Raw genomic sequence first — 19,012 nt, 5'->3', positions numbered from 1 at the left:
GAACGGTGAAAACGGGTGGGGGTCGACTCAGCGACGGTCTGCCCGTCGGTGCGCGACGCGTCGGTCGACAATGGTGGCGACGACCAGGACGATCACGATCGCGGCCCAGAGGACAGCCAGCCCGACAGCGAGCCCGAGCGGGTAGTCACGGTCCGGTAGGCCCGGGTTCGGAGGCGCCGAGGGTGGTCGCCACAGCAGGGGCACCGCGATCAGCAGCAACGTGGCGCTGGCCGTCAGACCCGCGGCGATCCAGGCCAGACGTAACCGGTTCGTCACCAGTCGACCCAGCGCCAACCCGACCAGTCCGACCAGCGGTGCCACCAGGACGTCGTGCAGCACCGGGCCGCCGATCAGCCACGGCAGGGCGGTGCCGAGCTGGGGGAGGAGCAACCAACCGCCGTACGCGGTGGCCGCGGCACCGACCACGAACAGGAGCAGTCGGACGGTTCTCACCGCAGCACCTCCAGCCGGGCCACCCACTTGGTCTGCAGGACGCCTGGCCGGCTCGGCGCGATGAGTCGACAGGGGTAACCGTGGTCGGGCGACAGCTGCTCGCCATTGATCCGCAGGGCGAGGAGGGTCAGCGGGTCGCGGGCGTGGGCCGCAGGGAGTGTGCTCGCCGCGTACAGGCCGTCGGTTTCCAGTGAGGTGACCCGAACCGGTCGGCCGGTCGGTGCGCCGGCCCGGCGGAGCAGCGCAACGACGGGCACGCCGGTCCAGTGGGCCGAGGCGCTCCAGCCCTCGACACAGGCGATCGGCAGTTCTGCCGTCCGTTGCGGCAGGGCCGCCAGGTCGGCCAGGGACAGGCTGTCCCGCCCGCCCGGCCAGACGATCTCCAGTCGCCAGTCCGCAGGAACGGCGATACGCGCGGCAGCCGCCGTGCGGTTGATCGGTACGCCCTGCGGCCCGGACGCGGAACGCCACGCCAGCGGCGACACCCGACGTAGCCACGGCACTGTGACTCCGGCGGTGGCCAGCACGGCGATGCCGGCGACGCCCGCCGAGGTACGCAGGAACGCGCGTCGCTCGGACGAGTCCCGATCGTCAGGCCCCGGCGTCGCGGCTGGCACCGCTCTCCTGCGTCGCAGTGGCGTGCTCAGCGCCGCGCGGGCGACCGGGAGCTTCACCGCGACGTGCAGCAGCATCGCCCCGACCACCAGCCAGGCGACCGCGTAGTGGGCCGTCGGGAAGAAGAACCCCCACGGGTACGACTGCGCGACGTTGAACAGGCCCGTGACCAGTTCGAAGAACGCGGCGCAGACCAGCACCAGGACGGAGATCCGTTCGAGGGCGTGTGCGGACAACCGGATCGGCTGACGTAGAGGCGGACGGACAAACAGCCGGGGATAGACGCTCCACAGCTTGGCCAGCAGCAACGGGATCGCCGCGACACCGGAGAGCACGTGAACGCCCTGGGTGACCCGGTACAGGTTGACCGGTCGGGTCGGCCAGGTGAACCAGCCCGGCGGGTGCTGGATGTAGTGGCTGAGCAGCCCGGTGCCGAAACACAGCCCGAACGCCACCCCGAGCCAGAGGCCGAGCCGGGCGGTGACCAGCGGTGAGTGCGAGGGCGCGGTGAAGTCCTCGGGGGCGGGGACGCGTGGCCGGCGGATCATGAGCGTGCCAACTCGGCGAACCAGCGTGGACCGAACCGGAAACGGTCAACGACCCGCAGGCCGGCAGCGGCGGCGGTACGGGCCACCGCCTCCGCCCCGACCCGCGCCCAGCGAAACACCGGTCCGCGCTGTTCCCGATCGCCGGACGATCCGGACAGGACGTACGCCTGTCCCTGCCACAGCCCGGCACCCGGGGGTTCCACCTCGACCACCAGCGTTCCGTCGGCCGCGATCAGGGTGCCGCACCGGCGCAGCAGGCGGACCGGGTCGCCACCGATGCCGATGTTGCCGTCGATGAGCAGGGCGTGCGCCCACCTACCCTCGCCGGGAAGGGGTTCGAAGACGTCGCGTCGTAGGGCCACCACACCCCGACCCTGGGTCAGACGTACCGCCTCGGCGGAGATGTCCACCCCCAGTGCGACGAGGCCGCGCTGCGCGAGTGCCCTGGTCAGCCGACCGGGGCCGCAGCCGAGATCGATCGTGGGCCCCGTGCAGCGTGCGGCGACGGACTCGATTTCCGGTTCGGGCGGGCCGTGCCAGCGCCGTACCGGCAACAGGTCACGTCGCCCGTCGGTGTGCACCAGCCAATGGTCGGGTTGGGTCGCAGGCCTCGGGCCGACCGGCGTGCCGTAGGCGTCCTGGTCGGCGGACCACCCGCCGAGTCTGCGCAGCACCACGTCGAAACCGTCGAGACTGATCGTCGAATTCACCGGGGGCGTCCGCTCAGCAGATGGCCACCCACCGACGCGACGGCGTCCGCGAACCGGGTGCCCTGTAGGTCAGCCGCGACCGCCAGCGCCGACGACCAGTCGTCGACATCCCGCAGCACGGGCAGCATCGCCGGTTGTACGCCGTGCCCGCGCAGCGCGGCCAGGGTATGACGCCCGGTGTCGTCGGTCGACATGGGTACGTCGCGTAGCGCGCTCGCGTACCTCGGATCGCGTAACCCGAGTGCCCACCAGCCGCCGTCCAGCGCGGGCCCGAACACCGCCTCGTGTTCGGCGAGCCGGTCCAGCGCGGTGGTGAGCACTGCCGGGCGGATCTGCGGGGTGTCCATGCCGATCTGCAGCACCGCCCGGCCGGGAAATGCCGCAGCGGTGTCGGCGTGGGCGTTCGCGAGGCGGTCGGCGAACGTGTCGCCGCGCTGCGGAAGCAGGTGCCAACCGACCAACGCGGCGGTCAACTCCGCGCCGTACTCGGCATCGGCGAACCGGCCGGTGTGGGCCAACACGGGAATGGTCGAGGCGGTGGCGCGCACCGCCGCGAGGGTGTCCAACAGCGACGCCGCCGCGATCCGGGCCGCCTGGGTGGGATCGGCGGGCGGGCAGAGGCGCGTCTTGGCCTGCCCGGGGACCGGCGCCTTCGCGACAAGGAGCAGGACGTTCACCGGCCACCACCGGCGTCGGCGCGCAGCACTCCGGCGAAGTCCCGGGTCGCTCGCAGCGTGCCCCGGACCGAGCCGGAGACCTTCGAGACGGTCCCGGCGGCCCGGGGTGCGTACGCGACGTCCAGTTCGAGGATCCGCCAGCCCGCTCCGGCCGCGCGCAGCAGCAACTCCAGGGGGTAGCCGAACGCGCGGTCGTTGACACCGAGGCCCAGCAGCGCCGCCCGGCGGGCCACCCGGATCGGGCTGATGTCGTACACCGGCACGCCGCGACGCCGCAGCAGGGCCGCGACCAGCGCGTTCCCGGCGCGGGCATGCCACGGCCAGGCAGCCGCCGAGACCGGCCGACGCCGCCCGACGGCGAGATCGGCCCGCCCGTCGAGCACCGCCGAGACGAGCCTGGGCAACTCGGCCGGGTCGAACGAGCCGTCCGCGTCGAGCACGCAGACCAGATCCGCCTCCGCCGCCAGCAGGCCGGCGTGCACTGCCGCGCCGTACCCGCGTCGCGGCTCGTGGACGACCCGGGCCCCGTGCTCGGCCGCGACGACCGGCGAACCGTCGGTGGAGCCGTTGTCGACCACGATGGCGCGGTAGCCGGGTGGCAGTCCGCTCAGTACGGCAGGCAGTGCGGCCGCCTCGTCCAGACACGGCAGCACCACGTCGATCGTTGTGTGCATACCGGCGACGCTAGGCCCGCCACCGGTCGTCCGGGCCGCGGTTTCTCCTTACGAATCGCTTACACGGCAACGGATCTTACGACTCGCTGACGTCTCACCGTCTGGCCGCCGAATGCCTGGTGGGAGGTCGTATCGTCGGCCGTCACCATGACCATGATGACCCGGCCGGGACGAACCCGGTCCGCCGACCTGATCGTCCTCGGCACCGAGGTGGCCCTGCTCGCCGTCGCCGTCGCCGTCGGCGCCCTGCTCAACCATCAGGGCGTACGGCTGCACGCCGACGCGGCACCGCTCTACGCGAGTTGGCAGCCCCATCTGGGGCCCGGCACCCCCGCCGCGCTTCTCGTCGCGGCGCTGTTCGTCTGGCGGGGCGTGCGCTGGGGAACGGACACGCCGTGGCCGCGACTGCTGGCGGTCGGCTATCTCGCCTCGCTGCTCTGGACGCTGTCGCTGGCCCTGGTGGACGGCTGGTCCGCGGGGTTGACCGGGCGGCTCACAGTGCAGGCCGAGTACCTGCACGAGGTGCCCCGGGTGACGGACGTCGGCATCATGCTGTCCGGCTTCGCCGACCGGATTCTCGACTTCCAGCCCGATTCGTGGTCCACCCACGCTGCCGCTCACCCCCCGGGAGCGTTGCTGTTCTTCGTCTGGCTGGAGCGGATCGGCCTGGGCGGCGGGACCGCCGCCGGGCTCGCCTGCGTGCTGCTCGGTGCCACGGTGTCGGTGTCGGTTCCGGTGACGTTGCGGGCACTCGGCGCCGAGGACGCCGCCCGGGCGGTGTGGCCGTTCCTGGTGCTCCTCCCGGGGGCGGTCTGGGTGGGCGCGTCCGCGGACGGGATCTTCGCCGCGGTGGTCGCGGCCGGGTTGGCGTTGCTGGCGGTGGGTGGCCGACCGGGGGCCGCACTGGGCGGGTTGCTCCTCGGCTTCGCGCTCTACCTGTCGTACGGGTTCGTCCTGGTCGGGTTGCTCGCGTTGACAGTGGTGCTGCTCCGGGCGCGGGACCGCCTCGGCGTGCTCCTGGTCGCGGCGACGGCGGTCGCGGCCGTCGTCGCGGCGTTCACCCTCGCCGGCTTCTGGTGGCTGGACGGCTACCACCTGGTGGCGCGTCGTTACTACCAGGGCTGGGCGGCGGAACGTCCGTACGGCTACTGGGTCTGGGCGAATTTCGCCGCCCTGCTGCTCTCGGCCGGCCCGGTGGTCGGGCCGGCGCTGCGGCGGGCGGTGGCCGCCGTGTCGATCCGGGCACCGCACCCACCGCTCGCGACGGCCCTCCGGCAGCGGATCGCCAGCGCCGGGCCCACTGTGTGGTTGCCCGTCGCGGCGACGGCGGCGGTGCTCGCCGCGGACCTGTCCGGGCTCAGCAAGGCCGAGGTCGAGCGGATCTGGCTACCGTTCGCCGTCTGGCTGCTGGTCGCCACCGCGCACCTGCCGCACGGTCACCGACGGTGGTGGTTGGCCGCCCAGGCCGCCACGGCTCTCGCCGTCAACCACCTGCTGTGGACGGTGTCGTGACCGATGCCGGGTCCCGCATCACCGCGGTGGTGAAGTCGGCGATGCCAGCGGCGAAGCCGACTCGGGCGGTGAAACCGAGCACGCGGGTGGCCCGCGCCGGATCGGCCACGACGTGCCGTACGTCCGCCGCCCGTCCGCCCCCGACCGTGATCGGCGGTGGCCCGCCCATCGCCGACGCCAGCTCGTGGGCCAACTCGCCGACGGTGTGCGGTTCGCCCGAGCAGACGTTGATCGGCGTCAGGGGATCCGGTGCCGGTGTCGTGAGGGCCAGCAGGTTGGCCGCGGCCACGTCGGTCACGTGCACGAAGTCGCGCCGTTGCCGGCCGTCCTCCAGCACCCGGGGCGGTCGTCCGGCGGCCAGGGCCGACCGGAAGATCGACGCAACCCCCGAATACGGAGTGTCGCGGGGCATTCGCGGTCCGTAGACGTTGTGATAGCGCAGGGCCCAGACCGATCCGCCGGTCTGCCGGGCCCAGGCACCGGCGAGGTGTTCCTGGGCCAACTTGGTGGCGGCGTACGTGCTCTGCGGTTCCAGCGGCGCGTCCTCGGGCACAAGACCGGGGGAGAGCGCCTGGTCGCAGCGAGGGCAGGTCGGCTCGTACTGGCCCTCGGCCAGGTCGACGACCCGGCGGTTGGCAGGTCGGACGATCCCGTGGGTGGGGCAGTGATAGCGGCCCTCGCCGTAGACCACCATCGAGCTGGCCAGCACCAGTCGGCGCACCCCGGTGGCGTGCATCGCCGCGAGGAGGGTGGCAGTGCCGAGGTCGTTGTGCGCGGCGTACCGGGGGGCATCGGCCGGGTCGAGGCCATGGCCGACCATGGCTGCCTGATGGCAGACCGCGTCGACCCCGTTCAGTAGCCGGGTCAGCAGCTCGCCGTCGCGTACGTCACCGACCACCAGGTCGTGCCGCTCGGTCCACCGCGGCGCCGTCGCACCGTGCGCCTCGGGCAGGAGCGCGTCCACTGCCACCACCTCGTGCCCGTCGTCGGTGAGCAGGTCGGCGACGTGTGAGCCGATGAACCCGGCCGCACCGGTGACAAGGATCCGCATTCCGGTCACCGTATGACCTCGCGTACGCCCGAGCGGGTTTCCGCGTACAGCCGTAAGAACCTCGCAAGGTTTACCGGTGCGGGCGGAGTCTGGTGCCTGGCTACGCTGGGTCGATGGACATCTGGGGGAGACGTTGACGGGGCGGAACGGGGAAGGTCCGTGACACAGCGTGTGCTGGTGGTCGACGACGATCAGACCGTGAGCGACGTCATCCGTCGTTACCTCGAGAACGACGGCTTCCAGGTGAGCCTCGCGGCGGACGGTGCGGCGGCACTGGCGGCCGTGGAGCGGCACGCGCCACACCTGGTCGTGCTCGACCTGATGCTGCCGCTGATCAACGGTCTGGAGGTGTGCCGGGCGCTGCGGGTACGGCCGGACGGCGTACCGATCGTCATGCTCACCGCGCGCGGCGACGAGTCCGACCGGATCCTCGGGCTGCAACTCGGCGCGGACGACTACCTGACCAAGCCCTTCTCACCCAGGGAACTGGTGCTGCGGGTCCGTTCGGTGCTCCGTCGCGCCGGCGGTGGGACGCCGCCCGAGCGGCCGGAGGCGCTCACCGACGGCAACCTGGTGGTGCACACGGCCTCCCGAACCGCCCGCCTCGCCGGTGCGGATCTGGCCCTGACGTTGCGCGAATTCGACCTGCTCGTCCACCTCATGCGGCATCCGTCCCGGGTCTTCGGCCGGGCCGAACTTCTTGAGCAGGTCTGGGGCTGGAACTTCGGGGACCACTCGACAGTGACAGTGCACGTACGCCGGCTGCGGGAGAAGATTGAGGCCAACCCGGCCGATCCGCAGCGGATCGTGACCGTCTGGGGCGTCGGCTACCGCTACGAGCCGGCCCATGCGTGACGTACTCCTGATCTTCGCGATCGCCCTCGGGGCGGCACTCGGCATCGGGCTCGCCGGTGCGGTGCTGCTCCGCGCGCTTCGGCGCAGCTCGATCACCGTGCACCTCAACGTGCTGCTCACCACCACTGTGGTCGCCGTCGCCGTCGGGGTGATGGCGGTCGCGGAGGCGATGTTCCTCTCCGCGCACGACCTTGAGGTGGTCCTGATCACCGTCGCGGCGGCAGCGGTGGTCAGCCTCGCCGTCGGCGGGCACTTCGGCCGGCGACTGGCCCGCGCCGCGGTCTGGCGCGACCAGGCCCGGGAGCGGGAACGGCAACTGGAGAAGGGCCGGCGCGACCTGGTCGCCTGGGTCTCCCACGACCTGCGGACCCCGCTCGCCGGGCTGAGGGCCATGGCGGAGGCGCTGGAGGACCGGGTGGTGCGCGATCCGGACACGGTCGACGAGTACCACCGGCGCATCCGACTGGAGACCGACCGGATGACCCGACTCGTCGATGACCTGTTCGAGCTGTCCCGGATCAACGCGGGAGCGTTGCGGTTGTCGTTGACGGCGGTGCCGCTCGGAGAGGTGGTTTCGGACGCGCTGGCCAGCACCATCCCGTTGGCCGACGCTCGCCGGATCAAGTTGATCGCCAGCGAGTCGGGGTGGCCGACGGTCGCCGCGAGCGAACCGGAGTTGGCCCGGGTCGTGGCGAACCTGCTGCTCAACGCGGTCCGCTACACCCCGGCCGACGGCACCGTACGTATCGAAGCCGGCCGGGAGGACGACCACGCCTGGCTGTCGGTTGCCGACACCTGTGGCGGCATTCCCCCGGCCGACCTTCCCCGGGTGTTCGACATCGCGTTCCGTGGTGAGCCGGCCCGCACTCCCGGCCCCGGTGACGGTGGGGCGTCCGGAGGGCTCGGCCTGGCCATCGTTCATGGCCTGGTGGAGGCGCACGGCGGTCGGGTCGAGGTGCGCAACACCCCCGACGGCTGCCAGTTCATGGTCCGCCTGGCCACCGCCTGAGGGTACGAACGCTCGGAGTGGCGGGACGGGGCCGTCGGGTTGCGACGGCCCCATCCCGTTGGCACTCTCGGCTCCTGGTCCTGGCCCAGCCTGGCCGCCGCCATCGCCCGGTTCGACACCGAGATCGACGTTGTCGGCCCCGCCGAGCTTGTCGACGCCTTCGGCCACCTGGCCCGCCGCTTCGCCAGGACCGCCGCCAGCGCAACCCCGGCCTGACTCCTTGATCGGGTGCTCGTGCATGCCGGCCGGTCGTGCGCGGCAACTAGCCTCAGGTCATGCCCAGCTTTGAGATCACCCCGATCGGTACGGTCCGAAATGACAGGACCGATGTCCAGCACACGGACAACTGGGGTGCCGTCCGCAGCACCATCACCATCGACGAGCGCTTCGGTGATCTGTGCCTCCAGGGCCTGGAGGGCTTCTCCCATGTGGAAGTCCTCTTCATCTTCGACCAGTTCCCAGCAGACGGTGATCACCGCGAACCCCGTCCCTACCGTGGTCGCTCCGACCTACCGCCCGTTGGTGTATTCGCCGGCCGCGGCCCTCGCAGACCAAACCGCATCGGAGTGACGTGCTGCGCCATCGAATCCGTCCACGGCCGCGAATTGACGGTGGTGGGTCTCGACGCGGTCTCGGGCACCCCGGTCGTCGACCTGAAGCCGACGATGGTGGAGTTCGTCCCGGTGAACGTCGAGCAGCCGGAATGGGTCAGCCGCCTGATGTCGGAGTACTTCCAGCCCTGAGCGGTACCCAGCCGCTGTCAGGTGCGCCGGTCGAGGGACCTGCGTCGGGCGTACCCCCGTTGTTGTGCAGCTCCGTCGATCGGCCGGACCCGTCGACAGGATTCGATGGAACGTCCACCTCGCCGGTCCACACTGTTTGCCGGATCTGACTACGCTTTCCACTGTCTCGGAGGCGATCGATGGAGGGCGCATGTCGGTGAATGAGCCGGCGAGCGGAGAGTTCGCTCGCATGCTGGACGCGACGGTTGGCGCGTTGCGCGCCGCCGGCGCTGCGCCGGAGGACGAGGAGGCCGCGCGCCTGCGTCGGGTCGGTGAGTCGGCCGAGGGGCAGGTCCGTGCCGAGTTCGGCGCTGATGGCCGGCTGGAGTCGCTGACGCTGGACCCACGGATGATGCGGCTCGGCGCCGCCGAGGTCTGCGAACACGTGATCGCGGCCGTGAACGCGGCGATCGACTCGATGCGCGGTGGCGGCCCGGCGGTGGCCTCCGGCGACCTCTCGCAGCTCACCGAGCAGCTGGAGCAGGTTCGTGACACGGCCGTGCCGCGGCTCGGTGCGTTCCTGCAGGCGCTCACGGACGCGCAGGAGCGAATGGCCCGAGGAGGTTCCCGGTGAACGGCTTCGAGGTCGAGCCCGCGCTGCTGCGTTCCGGCGGCGATGAGGTCATCGGCGCCGCCGAACGCTTCATCGGGCAGTTGGAGAGCTTCGAGGCAAAGATGCAGGGGCACGGCGAGCCGTGGGGTGCCGACGACATCGGCTCGCTGATCGGCATCGCCTACACGGAGGCGTCCACCTGGGTTTTTGACTGCATCGGCGTGGCCGCCGAGGAGATCGGATCGGCCGGCAGCGACCTGACGAAGATGGCCGACAACTTCGAGCTGGTCGAGGACGCCGCCGCGGGCGCGCTGCGGGACATCCAGGGAATGCTGGGGTGACGGCATGGGACTTCAACTGCCGGGTGAGCTGATCACGGCACTCGGCTGGATCGGCTACAGCTGGCCCGAAGCCGACGAGGAAAAGCTGTTCGAGATGGGCCAGGCCTGGCTGGACTTCTCCGGCACTGTCGCCGAGGCATCCGGGGAGGCCAGCTCGGCTGCGGCGGCGATCTGGTCACAGCACCAGGGCGAGTCGGTGCAGGCGTTCCAGAAGTGGTGGTCCAAGCCGGAGAGCGGCCCCGGAACGCTGCCGGACTACTCTGAGGCCGCCATGCTGATCGGCACCGGGCTGATCATCGCCGCCGCGATCGTGCTCGCGCTGAAGATCCAGGTGATCGTGCAGCTTGCGATCCTCGCCTTCGCTGTGGCTCAGGCGATCGCCACCGCCGTCGTCACGTTCGGCGCGTCGCTGGCCGAGGTCCCGATCTTCCAGATGATCACGCGGGAGATCGTCGGTCTGCTGATCGACCAGGTGATCCAGGAGCTCCTCGATGCCTAGCAGGGCGCCGAAGAGCTCGAAGAAGCGCGGCGGCGCGGGCAAGCCGAAGGTTGGCAAGGGCGTCCGCGCGGCGGTGAAGAAAGCCGCCGCCAAGCCGGTGGTGCGCAACAACGACCTGCCCGAGGTCACGATCAAGGTGCAGCGCAAGTCGTTCCACGCGCGCGGCCAGTTTGACCGCAAGATGAACGCGCTGAAGAAGCTCAGCGACGAGGGCAAGCTGTTCAAACAGGCGAACCCGGTCGCTCGGGACAAGAAGATCACGGCCGACTACAAGAAGCGCATCCGGCAGAAGATCTTCGACAAGTACTGGCCCCACGACAAGAAGATGGCGAACGCCCTCGCCGCCCGACTCCGCAAGCAGCAGCCCGACCATGTGTGGGAGCTGCAACTCGGGGGCGCCGACGACGTTAGTAATCTGAAGCTCCTGCACGGTAGAACAAACTGGGATGTCGGCGGGCAAATCTGGCGTCAGATCATGAACCTGCCCGATGGCACACCGATCCGAATAGAGGTAGTGGATTGAATCCCGAGTTGCGGGAGCTCATCGCGGAGCTGCGTACCGACCTGGAGGCGGACCAGCCGGCGACGCTGGCGTGGGCACAGATCAACGAGGGCGCTCCGGCCGACCAGATTCCCGCCGAGCTGCCGCAGCCGGTCCGGGAGCTGCTGGAGACCGCCAACGGCATCCTGGCCGGCGCGTTCGACCTGCCCGCAGTCGCGGACCTCGACGACATCCAGTACTACCTCGAGCAGATGCCCGAGTTCACCGGCGTCGCCGACGAACCCGCCGAGTGGCTGGTCATCGGCACACTGAACGACGAGCCACTGCTGATCCGACGCGACACCGGCGCGGTCTGGTACTTCCCGGCGGAGACCACCGACGAGTGGTTCATGCGTGAGATGTTCCTCGACGTCGCGCCGGACCTCGACTCGTTCCTCGCCTACTACGTCTTCGGCGCCGGGTACGGCGAGGTCGGCTTCGACGACGACGAGTGGTGGGGCTTCCTCGACGAGCACGGTCTGACCACGCCCGGCGACGATGACGAGGAGGCGGACGATTGACCGCGACGCATGAGGAGCTCACGGCGCTCTGGGGCGCCGATGGGATGATCTACTTCCCGGTCGACCGGTTCGACGACGTCCTCGGCCCGCTGACGCCAGAGGTCTTCCCGCCGTTCGGAGCCATTCCGGTCGACGTACCGATCCTGTTCACCGTCGACGTCGACGTCTCCGGCATGGAGTTGTTCTCCAAGCTGAAGATCGAGATCGGCGAGGCCAGCCCGCGCATCCACATCGTCCTCGGCAGCTCACCCGAGGACCCGCAGCTGCTCTTCTGCCTCGACGCGCTGACCGGCGCCGTCGTGTTGCTGGACCTGGAAACCCCCAACTTCGAGACGGTCAACGCGACCTTCGCCGCGTTCGTCGAGTTCCTCTACCGGCTCGGGCAGCTCATCGCCACGGACCCGGGCGGTCGGGCCCGCGCCGCCCGCGCCGCCGCGATCCGCGAGGAACTGATGGGCGTCGACTCGTCAGCGTTTGCCGACCCGAAGTCCTGGTGGAGCGTGGCCTTCGATCAGCTGGAATCCACCAGCGGCTAGCCCCAGTCGCTGGGAGCGGTCGGTCAGACCAACCGAACGATCTGACCGGATGACCAGCGCGGCTCTCTGACGGCTCCTCCTGTCAGCGCCACGTGGTTGCATGCAGGCCGCTGATCAGGAGAGTGAATCATGACGCGCACCACCCCACCGCGTCCGTTGGATGTGGTCTCGTTGTTCCCGGAACTGGCAGCGAGGGCCAGGACCGCCACCCGCCTTCATCCCCGCCCAGGAGACCCGGCCGTGCATGACAGCTCGGTGGGTGGGCCTTTGCTGTGGCCGGAAGACGAGGCCTGGCCAAGATGCGGAGACGAGCACGAGCCGTACGGGTTGACGACGCTGGAGGACGTCCGCACGCGTCGGCGTATCCTCGCCGCAGCGTGGCAACGGCCCAGGTCGCCGGGAACGAATCTGCTCACTCCCGATGAGAAGGTAGTCGTAGACCGCGTAGATTCCGGTTACGACCCGGCCCTGCTGCCGGTGGAGCCGCTGCCGCTCATCCCGCTCGCCCAGCTCTACGCCCGGGACGTCCCTGATCTGCCCTGTCCCCCTGGCACAGACATGCTTCAGGTGCTGTGGTGCCCGTTCGATGAAATCATGGATGCGCGGTCGGCAGTGCGCCTACGGTGGCGGCAATCCACAAGCGTGCGGAACATGCTGATGAACCCGCCCGAGCCGGCCTTCGTCGGTCAGGGCTGTTACGTACCGGAACCTTGCGTTCTGCACCCAGAGCAGGTCACCGAGTACCCGGCTTATCACGAGCTGGATGACAAGCTGGCGGAACGCATCATCTCCCGAGAGAGGGAGCTCCTCCAGTCACCGGACGAGAAGCAACCGAGTTACCGGGGCGACCTGTCAATCGCTCCCGGTTGGAAGGTCGGTGGCTGGGCCGCCTTCTTCACCTTTCGGAGCCCGGCGGGCCCTGACGAGCTCCGGTGCTGCGGCGCTCCGCTGGAACCACTTCTCACCATCCCAAGCGACGAATGGGACGGCGACAGCCGCAGCTGGCGTCCCATCGCTGAGGAGGACGAGTCGGTCGATCACACCCCGACGCAGGTGGAAATCGGTCGTGGCTACACACTCCAGGTCTATCAGTGCGCCGCCGTGCAGGAGCACCCGCCGGTCACCATCATGCAGTAGCTGAGCCGATGCACGCTCATGCCGTTGGCCGCGCTGACCGGCGCCGTCGTGTTGCTGGACCTGGAGACCCCCAACTTCGAGACGGTCAACGCGACCTTCGCCGCGTTCATCGAGTTCCTCTACCGACTCGGAGGGCTCGTCGCGACGGACCGGGTGAAGCATGGCCTTCGAGCAGCTGGATCCCACCAGCGGCTAGCCCCGCCGGGGCCGATCCGGCCGGGATAGCACAAGCCCCGTCGAGGATGCGCTGGTGGTTCACCGCGCCCGCGGCGCCGGTGTGGACGCGATCGGCTGCTCCGACGGTGCTGCCTCTCGATGCCATGCCTCGGCGAGGAGGGCGTAGGTGTAGCCGTCCACCCAGCCCAGTTCGGCGTGCCAGGAATCGCCGACGCCGTGCTGTTCACGACGCATGCCGACCTTCTCGAGGATTCGCACCGAGGCGAGGTTGGCCGCGAAGCAGCCGGCGGTGATTCTCCGAATGCCCAGCCGGTCGAATGCGTGCGCCACCACGGCGGTTACCGCCTCGGTCGCGTACCCATTTCCGCCGTAGGCCGGATCGAAGATGTAGCCAAGCTCGGCCTCGGTCCGTGGTGGCATGCCGGGTTGGCCCATGCCGTCGACGACGTCGAGCGAGACGGTTCCGATCACCACGCCGTCGAGCGTGGCCGCCATGCTGTGGTCGTCAGGGTCTGCGGCCGCGCGTCGCCATGCCGTGCGGAAGGACGCAGGGTCGACCTGCGTGCGGAGTAGCCAGCGCGTGACCTGCGGCAGATTGCGGTACTCCAGGATCCGGTCGACGTCCGCGTCTCGCACCGGGCGAAGCTCGAGGCGTTCAGTGCGTACGGTGGTGTTCTCCATGAGGCGGGACGCTAGTGGACGCACACCGGCGAGACGCCCGATTATTGGTCCGATGGCCCCACCCCAAGCTCGGTAGCAGAGGCTGCACGGCTCAATCGACCCGCTGGGCCAGCACCTGCCCCGGCCAGGTCCCGGCCAGGAAGGTATCGGTGGGAGTGAACCCGTTGCGCTCGTAATACGCCACCAACTCGCCGCCGCTGCCCGCCCAGCAGTCGACCCGTAGCAACCGCACGCCGGCTCGCCGGGTTTCCTCGACGGCGTGTGCCAACAGGGCCGACCCGAGTTTCCGGCCGGCGAATCGTCGGTCGGAGACCAGGAGGCGGACGTAGCGCTCGGGTTCCTCCGCAGGCGCGATCGGTGCCCGCGGATCAGGCCCGGAATCCAATACCAGGGCTGCGGCCGGTGTCCCATCCACTTCCGCGATGAACGGGAGGTTCTCGGTCAGGTACCGATCGACCTGTGCGGCCCGTTCGGGTTTTTCCGAGAACGGCGTCGTGCCCCACTGCTCGGTGTTGCCGCGGTCGTTCATCCAGACCACCGCGGAGTCGAGCATGTCCAGTACGGCGGGTGCGTCGGCCGGGCCACCGCGTCTGATGCGTACGCCGCGTGTGGTGTCGTCCATGCCCGAATGGTATTCCGAGGATCGGCCGATCATGCCCGGGGGCATCACCCGTCGTGGTCCCCGCCCTCGGGTCCAAAATCTCCGGAGGTCAGGGTCCGATTCATCGCCGCCAGTAGGCGCTCAAGTGTTCTGCGGTCGCTGTCGGTCAGGCCGCGAAGGATGGCCGCCTCGTTGGCCAGATGTTCCTCGATGAGCCGGTCGGTCAACGCCACGCCGGTCGACGTCAGCCCGACCACCCTGCCGCGCGCGTCGGCTGCGGAGACCGAGCGTGACACGAGGCCGCGGGCGATCAGACGGTCCACCCGCTTGGTCACCGCTCCCGTGGTCACGAGCATCCGCTGGCTCAGCTGGCCCGCCGTGAGCGTGTAGGGCTCGCCCTCGCGACGCAGCGCCGCGAGCACGTCGAAGTCGCCGTTGCCGAGGTCCGCTGCGGCGAACGGCGGCCGCAGGGCCTCATCGAGTACGGCGGCCAACTGTTGGATGCGACCGATGATCAGCAACGGGCTGGGGTCGAGGTCTGGTCGCTCGCGACCCCACTGGCCAACGATGTCGGCGATCCGGTCGTCATCCACTGTTGCACCTTACCTTCCGGGGAAGATAAGTTGTCTTCCGTGGAAGACAACTCGCCTCAAGCATCAGCTCCGGTGGTCACGGCGTACGTGGATCCGTCCTGCCCGTTCGCCTGGATCACCTCCCGCTGGCTCATGGAGGTCGCGAAGATGCGGCCGCTCACCCTGCGGTTCGAGGTGATGAGCCTCGCGGTGATCAACGAGCATCGTGACCTGGAGCCCTGGTATCGCGAATTCAACGACCGGGCGTGGGGGCCGGCCAGGGTGTGTGTGGCGGCCGCCGCGCAACACGGCTCCGCCGCCCTCGCACGGCTGTACCCGGCGCTCGGCCGCCGGATCCACGACGCCGGCGACAAGGACTTCGACACCGTCGTCCCGTTGGCCCTGGCCGAGGCCGGCCTCCCCGCCGACCTGGCCGACGCCGCCCACCGCAGCGACCTCGACCCGCAGATGCGGGCGAGCACCGCCCACGCACAGCAACTGGTGGGCGAGGACCTCGGCACCCCGACGGTCGTCGTCGACGACGTGGCCTTCTTCGGCCCCGTGCTGACCTCGATCCCTCGTGGCGAGGAGGCCGTCCGCGTCTTCGACGGCGCTCGCCTGCTCGCCGGCTGCCGGGCTTTCTCCGAGCTCAAACGCGCCCGGTCCGACGGCCTCACCTTCGCGTAGCCCCACCACCGCCGCTGGGGGGAATGATTACCCCGCACTGGTCGACCCAGGTCTGTCGATGCTTCGTCACCGGATGTTCGGCGTCGCGTCGACTCGAATCGATAGTGTCCGTTGGCCGGCCACCGTCGGCGTCAAGGCGGAGGAAAATCGATGCGCAGCACAACGGACTGGTCGACCCGCGCTCTGGGCGCTCTCGCGGGCGCGGTCGCGCTGGTGGCGGCCCTGCTGCCGGCGGCACCAGCCGCTGCCGCAAGCGTGGGCTTCAAGGCGGCCACGCTGAACATCTACTACGGGCTGAGCCAGGCCGACTTCGTGCACGACCTGAACCTGATCGCGTCCAAGGCCGACCTCGTCGGTCTCAACGAGGTCGGTGCCCGAAAGGCGTTCCTGGCGAGCTGGGCCGCCGACAACGGCTGGTGGTTGTACGCGCCGGGCGGCACCAACCAGGCCGGCGAGGCGTTGATCGCCAAGAAGAGCATGTTCGACGTACTCGACAAGGGCTCGATCTTCGTCTGTGACACCAACGGGCCGGGCGAGGTGCCGCCCGCGCGGTACAACAACTGGGTCAAGTACCGGCACAAGACCAGTGGCCGCAACGTGACCCACATCAACGCCCACGCGGTGGCCAGCATCGAAACCGCCGGCCGGCCGGAGGACCTGCCGCGCACCAGGTGCGCCGAGGCGCAGTTCCAGGGTCTCAAGGAACTGGCGGTCGACAAGCAGGACGAGGGCCAGGTCATCGTGAGCGGAGACCTCAACGTCGACTTCAGCGCCGACCGGAGCTACGGGTACGCGAAGTTCCCGTGGCAGGTCTTCGAGGCCAACGAGCTGCCGAATCTGCGCTCCAACTACAACCTGTACGGCGAAAAGGGCACCGGGACGCACGGCAACCGGCACATCGACTACGTCTACTTCTGGAAGCGGCTGCCCGAACACCAGCTGATGTGGATGACCGACTACGACATCGTCGGTGGCACCAGGTCCGACCACAACGGTGTCGTCTCCACCTTCTCCATCCAGAGCTGACGCCTCCGGCCCGCCGGCTACGAGCCTCGGCGCTCGGGACGTCCCCGGTGCGCCGCCCACTCGGGCGCGAGGATCGACATCACCGTGGCGTCAACCCAGTCGCCGCCGTCGCGCAGGACCTGCCGCAGCACACCCTCGGCAACGAAGCCGACCTTCTCGTACACCCGCCGGGCCCGGGGGTTGAAGGCGAACACCTCCAGCGAGATGCGGTGCAGGCCGAGCCTCTCGAAACCGTGGCCGACGATCAGGCGTACCGCCTCGGTGCCCAAGCCGCGGTCGCGGCCGGCGGCGGTGAGCAGGGTGCGGAAGTTGCAGTTCCGGTTGACGGGGTCCCAGTCGTTGAGGACCACCTCGCCGACGCAGGCCCCGGTGGCGCGGTCCACGACCGCCAGGTCGAGTCGGTCGGTCTGCGCGTTGCGGCTGCCGTACCAGGAAAGCATCCGCTCCTCGTCGAGAGTGTCGTCGGCCGGGCTGCCGGTCAGCCGGACCACCTCGGGATCGGCCACCGCCGTTCGGAAGGTGTCCAGGTCGTCGTCGACGAAGGGACGCAGGATCACTCGCTCACCGGTGAGGGTGGGCTTGATTGAGAAGTCGGGGGTCGCCTGGTCACTGGGCATCGACTGATCGTCGGCGCGACCCCGGCGACAGGCAACCGGTTTCCGGTCGTTGGCCGGATACGGGTTCGAGGCGCAGGCATGAGTTCGGGCAGGATACGAGCGTGATCCTGATCGTTCCCGCGAACCCGCTGCGCCCACGCCGCCCGGACGAGCACTTCGCGGCCGAGGCTGAGGCGGCCCGTGCTGCCGGGTTCCAGGTTGCGGTGGTCGACCACGACGCCGTGGCGCGGGGCGGTGACGTACACCAGGCGGTGGCCTCAGTCTCGGGCACCGGTGCGGCGGTCTATCGCGGTTGGATGCTGCGCAGCGAGCGGTACGCGGCGTTCGCCGAGGCCCTCGCCGAGCGCGGTGTGGTGTTGAGAACCAGTGGCGAGCAGTATCGGCGGGCACATGAGCTGCCCGGCTGGTACGCGGCGCTGGCGGCGGTCACTCCGGCGTCGGTGTGGACCCGGGGCTCGGATCAGGCGGATCTTGACCAGGCGCGCGTTGCGCTTGGGGCAGGACCGGCGGTACTTCGTGACTACACCAAGTCGATGAAGCACTACTGGGACGACGCGGCCTTCATCCCCGAGCTCGATGACGCGGTGGCCGTCTGGAGAGTGGCGAGCCGGTTCCTGGAGTTGCGCGAGGACGACTTCGTGGGCGGGTTCGTGCTGCGCCGCTTCGAGCGGTTCACCTCCGCCGAGGTACGCACCTGGTGGGTCAACGGCGGCTGTGTCCTGATCGGCCCTCATCCGGACAGCCCGAACGAGCGCCCTTCGGTCGAGGTCGACCTGGAGTCGCTCGCGCCGATGATCGCCGGGCTGGGCCTGCCCTTCGTCACCGTGGACCTCGCCCTACGCGCGGACGGAGTGTGGCGGGTCATCGAACTCGGCGACGGGCAGGTCAGCGATCGACCAACCACCATCGAGCCCGAAGCGATGATCGCCGCCCTACTCGGCCCGCCGCGCCCCTAGCGTGCGCACGTCGAAGAGAGCGCGTGCCCGGCTGACCACATTCACATGCCCTGCAGTGACGGGATCGAAGCTGCCGGGGTAGACGGCTCGCACCCGTACGCGGCCGGAGGCCCGTGCTGTCGGACGCGACGATTCGGGTGTCACTGCCGCAGGACCCGCTGCGCATCGCTGATGACCTGCTCCGAGGCGATCGGGGCCCACGACGCGAACAGCTTCCGGAAGTAGGCCCCGTGCCGGTCTGCCACCGCAGGATCGTGCTCGATGACGTCCAACTCGTTGACGATGCTCAGGTCCACGAGCGACCGAAGTTGAGTCTCACCGGGCGTCCGCACCTGACGTGTGAAGCGGTCGAACACCTCACCGGTCCTCACCAGCTGCTGCCAGCTGCGTCCACGGTCGCAGGCGCCGTACAGATAGACGAGCTCCTCGGCGTCGGCGCCAACGAGATCCCGCAGCACCGCACGATCGGCCCGATCAACCAGGGTGACGTCGAACCCGTCGGTCCCGTAGGCGGCGTGGGTGAGGCCCGCTGCTTGCACGTCACGGGCGCAGCCGAGCACGGCGAGTCGTTCGCTGACTCGACATAGGTGGACGTACAGGTTGCCTCCGGGATGGGCGATCTGCTCAGCTCCCTGCCGGCGGAGCCAGACCCGCACGCCGTCGTCGATGGTCATGGTCCGA

General features: G+C 69.8%; 28 protein-coding genes. 16 read left to right on the top strand and 12 right to left on the bottom strand.

The window, feature by feature from the left end; translation table 11 throughout:
- Positions 1-27: 27 nt before the first annotated feature.
- Genes GUI43_RS00770 through GUI43_RS00750 form a run of 5 tightly spaced genes read right to left on the bottom strand, consistent with a single transcriptional unit; the run spans position 28 to position 3,677 of the window.
- Entirely contained in the window at positions 28-453 is a 426-nt protein-coding gene (locus GUI43_RS00770; protein WP_211326621.1) for a hypothetical protein, read from the bottom strand.
- On the bottom strand, positions 450-1,616 hold the full coding sequence (locus GUI43_RS00765; protein ID WP_112697446.1) for a molybdopterin-dependent oxidoreductase: 1,167 nt from the start codon (positions 1,614-1,616) through the stop codon (positions 450-452). Before GUI43_RS00765 ends, GUI43_RS00770 begins: the two co-directional genes overlap by 4 nt.
- On the bottom strand, positions 1,613-2,326 hold the full coding sequence (locus tag GUI43_RS00760) for a class I SAM-dependent methyltransferase (RefSeq protein WP_425271063.1): 714 nt from the start codon (positions 2,324-2,326) through the stop codon (positions 1,613-1,615). The genes GUI43_RS00765 and GUI43_RS00760 overlap by 4 nt, the downstream gene beginning before the upstream one ends.
- Positions 2,323-3,003 (bottom strand): TIGR04282 family arsenosugar biosynthesis glycosyltransferase, encoded by a 681-nt coding sequence (locus tag GUI43_RS00755; protein ID WP_112697444.1) that lies wholly within the window; start codon positions 3,001-3,003, stop codon positions 2,323-2,325. The genes GUI43_RS00760 and GUI43_RS00755 overlap by 4 nt, the downstream gene beginning before the upstream one ends.
- Positions 3,000-3,677: a glycosyltransferase family 2 protein gene (locus GUI43_RS00750; protein WP_112583465.1), complete on the bottom strand. Its 678-nt coding sequence runs from the start codon at positions 3,675-3,677 to the stop codon at positions 3,000-3,002. Before GUI43_RS00750 ends, GUI43_RS00755 begins: the two co-directional genes overlap by 4 nt.
- Positions 3,678-3,824: 147 nt before the next feature.
- Between GUI43_RS00750 and GUI43_RS00745 the strand changes: the two genes are divergently transcribed.
- The gene (locus GUI43_RS00745) at positions 3,825-5,189 is read left to right on the top strand and encodes a hypothetical protein (protein ID WP_112697442.1); all 1,365 of its coding nucleotides are present in this window, start codon (positions 3,825-3,827) and stop codon (positions 5,187-5,189) included.
- Here the strand turns inward: GUI43_RS00745 and GUI43_RS00740 are convergent.
- Positions 5,161-6,240, bottom strand: a complete 1,080-nt coding sequence (locus tag GUI43_RS00740) for an NAD-dependent epimerase/dehydratase family protein (RefSeq protein ID WP_112697440.1) — start codon at positions 6,238-6,240, stop codon at positions 5,161-5,163. The two genes, GUI43_RS00745 and GUI43_RS00740, sit on opposite strands and share 29 nt — an antisense overlap.
- Positions 6,241-6,399: 159 nt before the next feature.
- On the opposite strand from GUI43_RS00740, the gene GUI43_RS00735 reads away from it, so the two are divergent.
- The 12 genes from GUI43_RS00735 to GUI43_RS00680 all read left to right on the top strand — a co-directional run bounded on the left by GUI43_RS00735 (position 6,400) and on the right by GUI43_RS00680 (position 13,239).
- Positions 6,400-7,095 carry a response regulator transcription factor gene (locus GUI43_RS00735; RefSeq protein ID WP_112583468.1) on the top strand — a complete coding sequence of 232 codons (696 nt, stop codon included), beginning with the start codon at positions 6,400-6,402 and terminating at the stop codon, positions 7,093-7,095.
- Positions 7,088-8,104 (top strand): sensor histidine kinase, encoded by a 1,017-nt coding sequence (locus GUI43_RS00730; RefSeq protein WP_112601353.1) that lies wholly within the window; start codon positions 7,088-7,090, stop codon positions 8,102-8,104. Before GUI43_RS00735 ends, GUI43_RS00730 begins: the two co-directional genes overlap by 8 nt.
- 39 nt (positions 8,105-8,143) lie before the next feature.
- Positions 8,144-8,320 (top strand): hypothetical protein, encoded by a 177-nt coding sequence (locus tag GUI43_RS00725; RefSeq protein ID WP_244220347.1) that lies wholly within the window; start codon positions 8,144-8,146, stop codon positions 8,318-8,320.
- 59 nt (positions 8,321-8,379) lie between these two features.
- The gene (locus GUI43_RS00720; protein ID WP_112583470.1) at positions 8,380-8,847 is read left to right on the top strand and encodes an SAM-dependent methyltransferase; all 468 of its coding nucleotides are present in this window, start codon (positions 8,380-8,382) and stop codon (positions 8,845-8,847) included.
- Positions 8,848-9,037: 190 nt separating this feature from the next.
- Positions 9,038-9,460 (top strand): YbaB/EbfC family nucleoid-associated protein, encoded by a 423-nt coding sequence (locus GUI43_RS00715; protein WP_112601354.1) that lies wholly within the window; start codon positions 9,038-9,040, stop codon positions 9,458-9,460.
- Positions 9,457-9,780, top strand: a complete 324-nt coding sequence (locus GUI43_RS00710; protein WP_112697438.1) for a hypothetical protein — start codon at positions 9,457-9,459, stop codon at positions 9,778-9,780. Before GUI43_RS00715 ends, GUI43_RS00710 begins: the two co-directional genes overlap by 4 nt.
- Before the next feature lie 4 nt (positions 9,781-9,784).
- Positions 9,785-10,279, top strand: coding sequence for a WXG100-like domain-containing protein (locus GUI43_RS00705; RefSeq protein WP_112583472.1), 495 nt, complete (start codon positions 9,785-9,787; stop codon positions 10,277-10,279).
- Positions 10,272-10,802 (top strand): endonuclease, encoded by a 531-nt coding sequence (locus GUI43_RS00700; protein ID WP_112583473.1) that lies wholly within the window; start codon positions 10,272-10,274, stop codon positions 10,800-10,802. The genes GUI43_RS00705 and GUI43_RS00700 overlap by 8 nt, the downstream gene beginning before the upstream one ends.
- A gap of 8 nt (positions 10,803-10,810) precedes the next feature.
- A complete protein-coding gene (locus tag GUI43_RS00695) occupies positions 10,811-11,341 on the top strand; it encodes an SUKH-4 family immunity protein (protein WP_225855278.1) in 531 nt (176 codons plus the stop codon).
- Positions 11,338-11,877 (top strand): SUKH-4 family immunity protein, encoded by a 540-nt coding sequence (locus GUI43_RS00690; protein ID WP_112583475.1) that lies wholly within the window; start codon positions 11,338-11,340, stop codon positions 11,875-11,877. The genes GUI43_RS00695 and GUI43_RS00690 overlap by 4 nt, the downstream gene beginning before the upstream one ends.
- A gap of 129 nt (positions 11,878-12,006) precedes the next feature.
- Positions 12,007-13,014 (top strand): hypothetical protein, encoded by a 1,008-nt coding sequence (locus GUI43_RS00685; RefSeq protein ID WP_112697435.1) that lies wholly within the window; start codon positions 12,007-12,009, stop codon positions 13,012-13,014.
- A gap of 24 nt (positions 13,015-13,038) precedes the next feature.
- A complete protein-coding gene (locus tag GUI43_RS00680) occupies positions 13,039-13,239 on the top strand; it encodes an SUKH-4 family immunity protein (RefSeq protein ID WP_249037606.1) in 201 nt (66 codons plus the stop codon).
- Between the two features lie 30 nt (positions 13,240-13,269).
- Here the strand turns inward: GUI43_RS00680 and GUI43_RS00675 are convergent, their stop codons facing one another.
- From GUI43_RS00675 to GUI43_RS00665, 3 genes are all read right to left on the bottom strand, one after another.
- A complete protein-coding gene (locus tag GUI43_RS00675) occupies positions 13,270-13,872 on the bottom strand; it encodes a GNAT family N-acetyltransferase (protein ID WP_112583478.1) in 603 nt (200 codons plus the stop codon).
- Between the two features lie 91 nt (positions 13,873-13,963).
- Positions 13,964-14,494, bottom strand: a complete 531-nt coding sequence (locus GUI43_RS00670; protein WP_112583481.1) for a GNAT family N-acetyltransferase — start codon at positions 14,492-14,494, stop codon at positions 13,964-13,966.
- A gap of 44 nt (positions 14,495-14,538) precedes the next feature.
- Complete coding sequence (locus tag GUI43_RS00665; protein WP_112697433.1) at positions 14,539-15,066, bottom strand: MarR family winged helix-turn-helix transcriptional regulator; 528 nt, start codon at positions 15,064-15,066, stop codon at positions 14,539-14,541.
- Between the two features lie 72 nt (positions 15,067-15,138).
- On the opposite strand from GUI43_RS00665, the gene GUI43_RS00660 reads away from it, so the two are divergent.
- Both GUI43_RS00660 and GUI43_RS00655 read left to right on the top strand, forming a co-directional pair.
- Positions 15,139-15,732 carry a mycothiol-dependent nitroreductase Rv2466c family protein gene (locus tag GUI43_RS00660; RefSeq protein WP_112733191.1) on the top strand — a complete coding sequence of 198 codons (594 nt, stop codon included), beginning with the start codon at positions 15,139-15,141 and terminating at the stop codon, positions 15,730-15,732.
- A 150-nt stretch (positions 15,733-15,882) separates the two neighbouring features.
- Complete coding sequence (locus GUI43_RS00655; protein ID WP_112697429.1) at positions 15,883-16,758, top strand: endonuclease/exonuclease/phosphatase family protein; 876 nt, start codon at positions 15,883-15,885, stop codon at positions 16,756-16,758.
- 17 nt (positions 16,759-16,775) lie between these two features.
- Here GUI43_RS00655 and GUI43_RS00650 read toward each other — a convergent pair whose 3' ends face one another.
- A complete protein-coding gene (locus GUI43_RS00650) occupies positions 16,776-17,375 on the bottom strand; it encodes a GNAT family N-acetyltransferase (RefSeq protein WP_112697427.1) in 600 nt (199 codons plus the stop codon).
- A 101-nt stretch (positions 17,376-17,476) separates the two neighbouring features.
- On the opposite strand from GUI43_RS00650, the gene GUI43_RS00645 reads away from it, so the two are divergent.
- Positions 17,477-18,331 carry an ATP-grasp domain-containing protein gene (locus GUI43_RS00645; protein ID WP_112697425.1) on the top strand — a complete coding sequence of 285 codons (855 nt, stop codon included), beginning with the start codon at positions 17,477-17,479 and terminating at the stop codon, positions 18,329-18,331.
- On the opposite strand, the gene GUI43_RS00640 is transcribed toward GUI43_RS00645, so the two are convergent.
- Both GUI43_RS00640 and GUI43_RS00635 read right to left on the bottom strand, forming a co-directional pair.
- On the bottom strand, positions 18,308-18,424 hold the full coding sequence (locus GUI43_RS00640) for an adenylyltransferase/cytidyltransferase family protein (protein ID WP_112697423.1): 117 nt from the start codon (positions 18,422-18,424) through the stop codon (positions 18,308-18,310). The genes GUI43_RS00645 and GUI43_RS00640 overlap by 24 nt on opposite strands.
- A gap of 47 nt (positions 18,425-18,471) precedes the next feature.
- On the bottom strand, positions 18,472-19,005 hold the full coding sequence (locus tag GUI43_RS00635; protein ID WP_112697421.1) for a DUF6817 domain-containing protein: 534 nt from the start codon (positions 19,003-19,005) through the stop codon (positions 18,472-18,474).
- Positions 19,006-19,012 lie beyond the last annotated feature (7 nt).

Source organism: Micromonospora noduli (assembly GCF_003264365.1).
Lineage (GTDB): Bacteria > Actinomycetota > Actinomycetes > Mycobacteriales > Micromonosporaceae > Micromonospora > Micromonospora noduli.
The sequence above is the reverse complement of the archived record's forward strand: the minus strand, read 5'-3'. Positions and strand labels throughout refer to the sequence as shown.

Coding starts and splice junctions, on each gene's coding strand:
- GUI43_RS00720 (WP_112583470.1), top strand. CDS start 8,380: ATGCCCAGCTTTGAGATCACCCCGATCGGTACGGTCCGAAATGACAGG.
- GUI43_RS00670 (WP_112583481.1), bottom strand. CDS start 14,494: ATGGACGACACCACACGCGGCGTACGCATCAGACGCGGTGGCCCGGCC.
- GUI43_RS00700 (WP_112583473.1), top strand. CDS start 10,272: ATGCCTAGCAGGGCGCCGAAGAGCTCGAAGAAGCGCGGCGGCGCGGGC.
- GUI43_RS00655 (WP_112697429.1), top strand. CDS start 15,883: ATGCGCAGCACAACGGACTGGTCGACCCGCGCTCTGGGCGCTCTCGCG.
- GUI43_RS00750 (WP_112583465.1), bottom strand. CDS start 3,677: ATGCACACAACGATCGACGTGGTGCTGCCGTGTCTGGACGAGGCGGCC.
- GUI43_RS00745 (WP_112697442.1), top strand. CDS start 3,825: ATGACCATGATGACCCGGCCGGGACGAACCCGGTCCGCCGACCTGATC.
- GUI43_RS00685 (WP_112697435.1), top strand. CDS start 12,007: ATGACGCGCACCACCCCACCGCGTCCGTTGGATGTGGTCTCGTTGTTC.
- GUI43_RS00650 (WP_112697427.1), bottom strand. CDS start 17,375: ATGCCCAGTGACCAGGCGACCCCCGACTTCTCAATCAAGCCCACCCTC.
- GUI43_RS00635 (WP_112697421.1), bottom strand. CDS start 19,005: ATGACCATCGACGACGGCGTGCGGGTCTGGCTCCGCCGGCAGGGAGCT.
- GUI43_RS00740 (WP_112697440.1), bottom strand. CDS start 6,240: ATGCGGATCCTTGTCACCGGTGCGGCCGGGTTCATCGGCTCACACGTC.
- GUI43_RS00715 (WP_112601354.1), top strand. CDS start 9,038: ATGTCGGTGAATGAGCCGGCGAGCGGAGAGTTCGCTCGCATGCTGGAC.
- GUI43_RS00765 (WP_112697446.1), bottom strand. CDS start 1,616: ATGATCCGCCGGCCACGCGTCCCCGCCCCCGAGGACTTCACCGCGCCC.
- GUI43_RS00730 (WP_112601353.1), top strand. CDS start 7,088: ATGCGTGACGTACTCCTGATCTTCGCGATCGCCCTCGGGGCGGCACTC.
- GUI43_RS00675 (WP_112583478.1), bottom strand. CDS start 13,872: ATGGAGAACACCACCGTACGCACTGAACGCCTCGAGCTTCGCCCGGTG.
- GUI43_RS00705 (WP_112583472.1), top strand. CDS start 9,785: ATGGGACTTCAACTGCCGGGTGAGCTGATCACGGCACTCGGCTGGATC.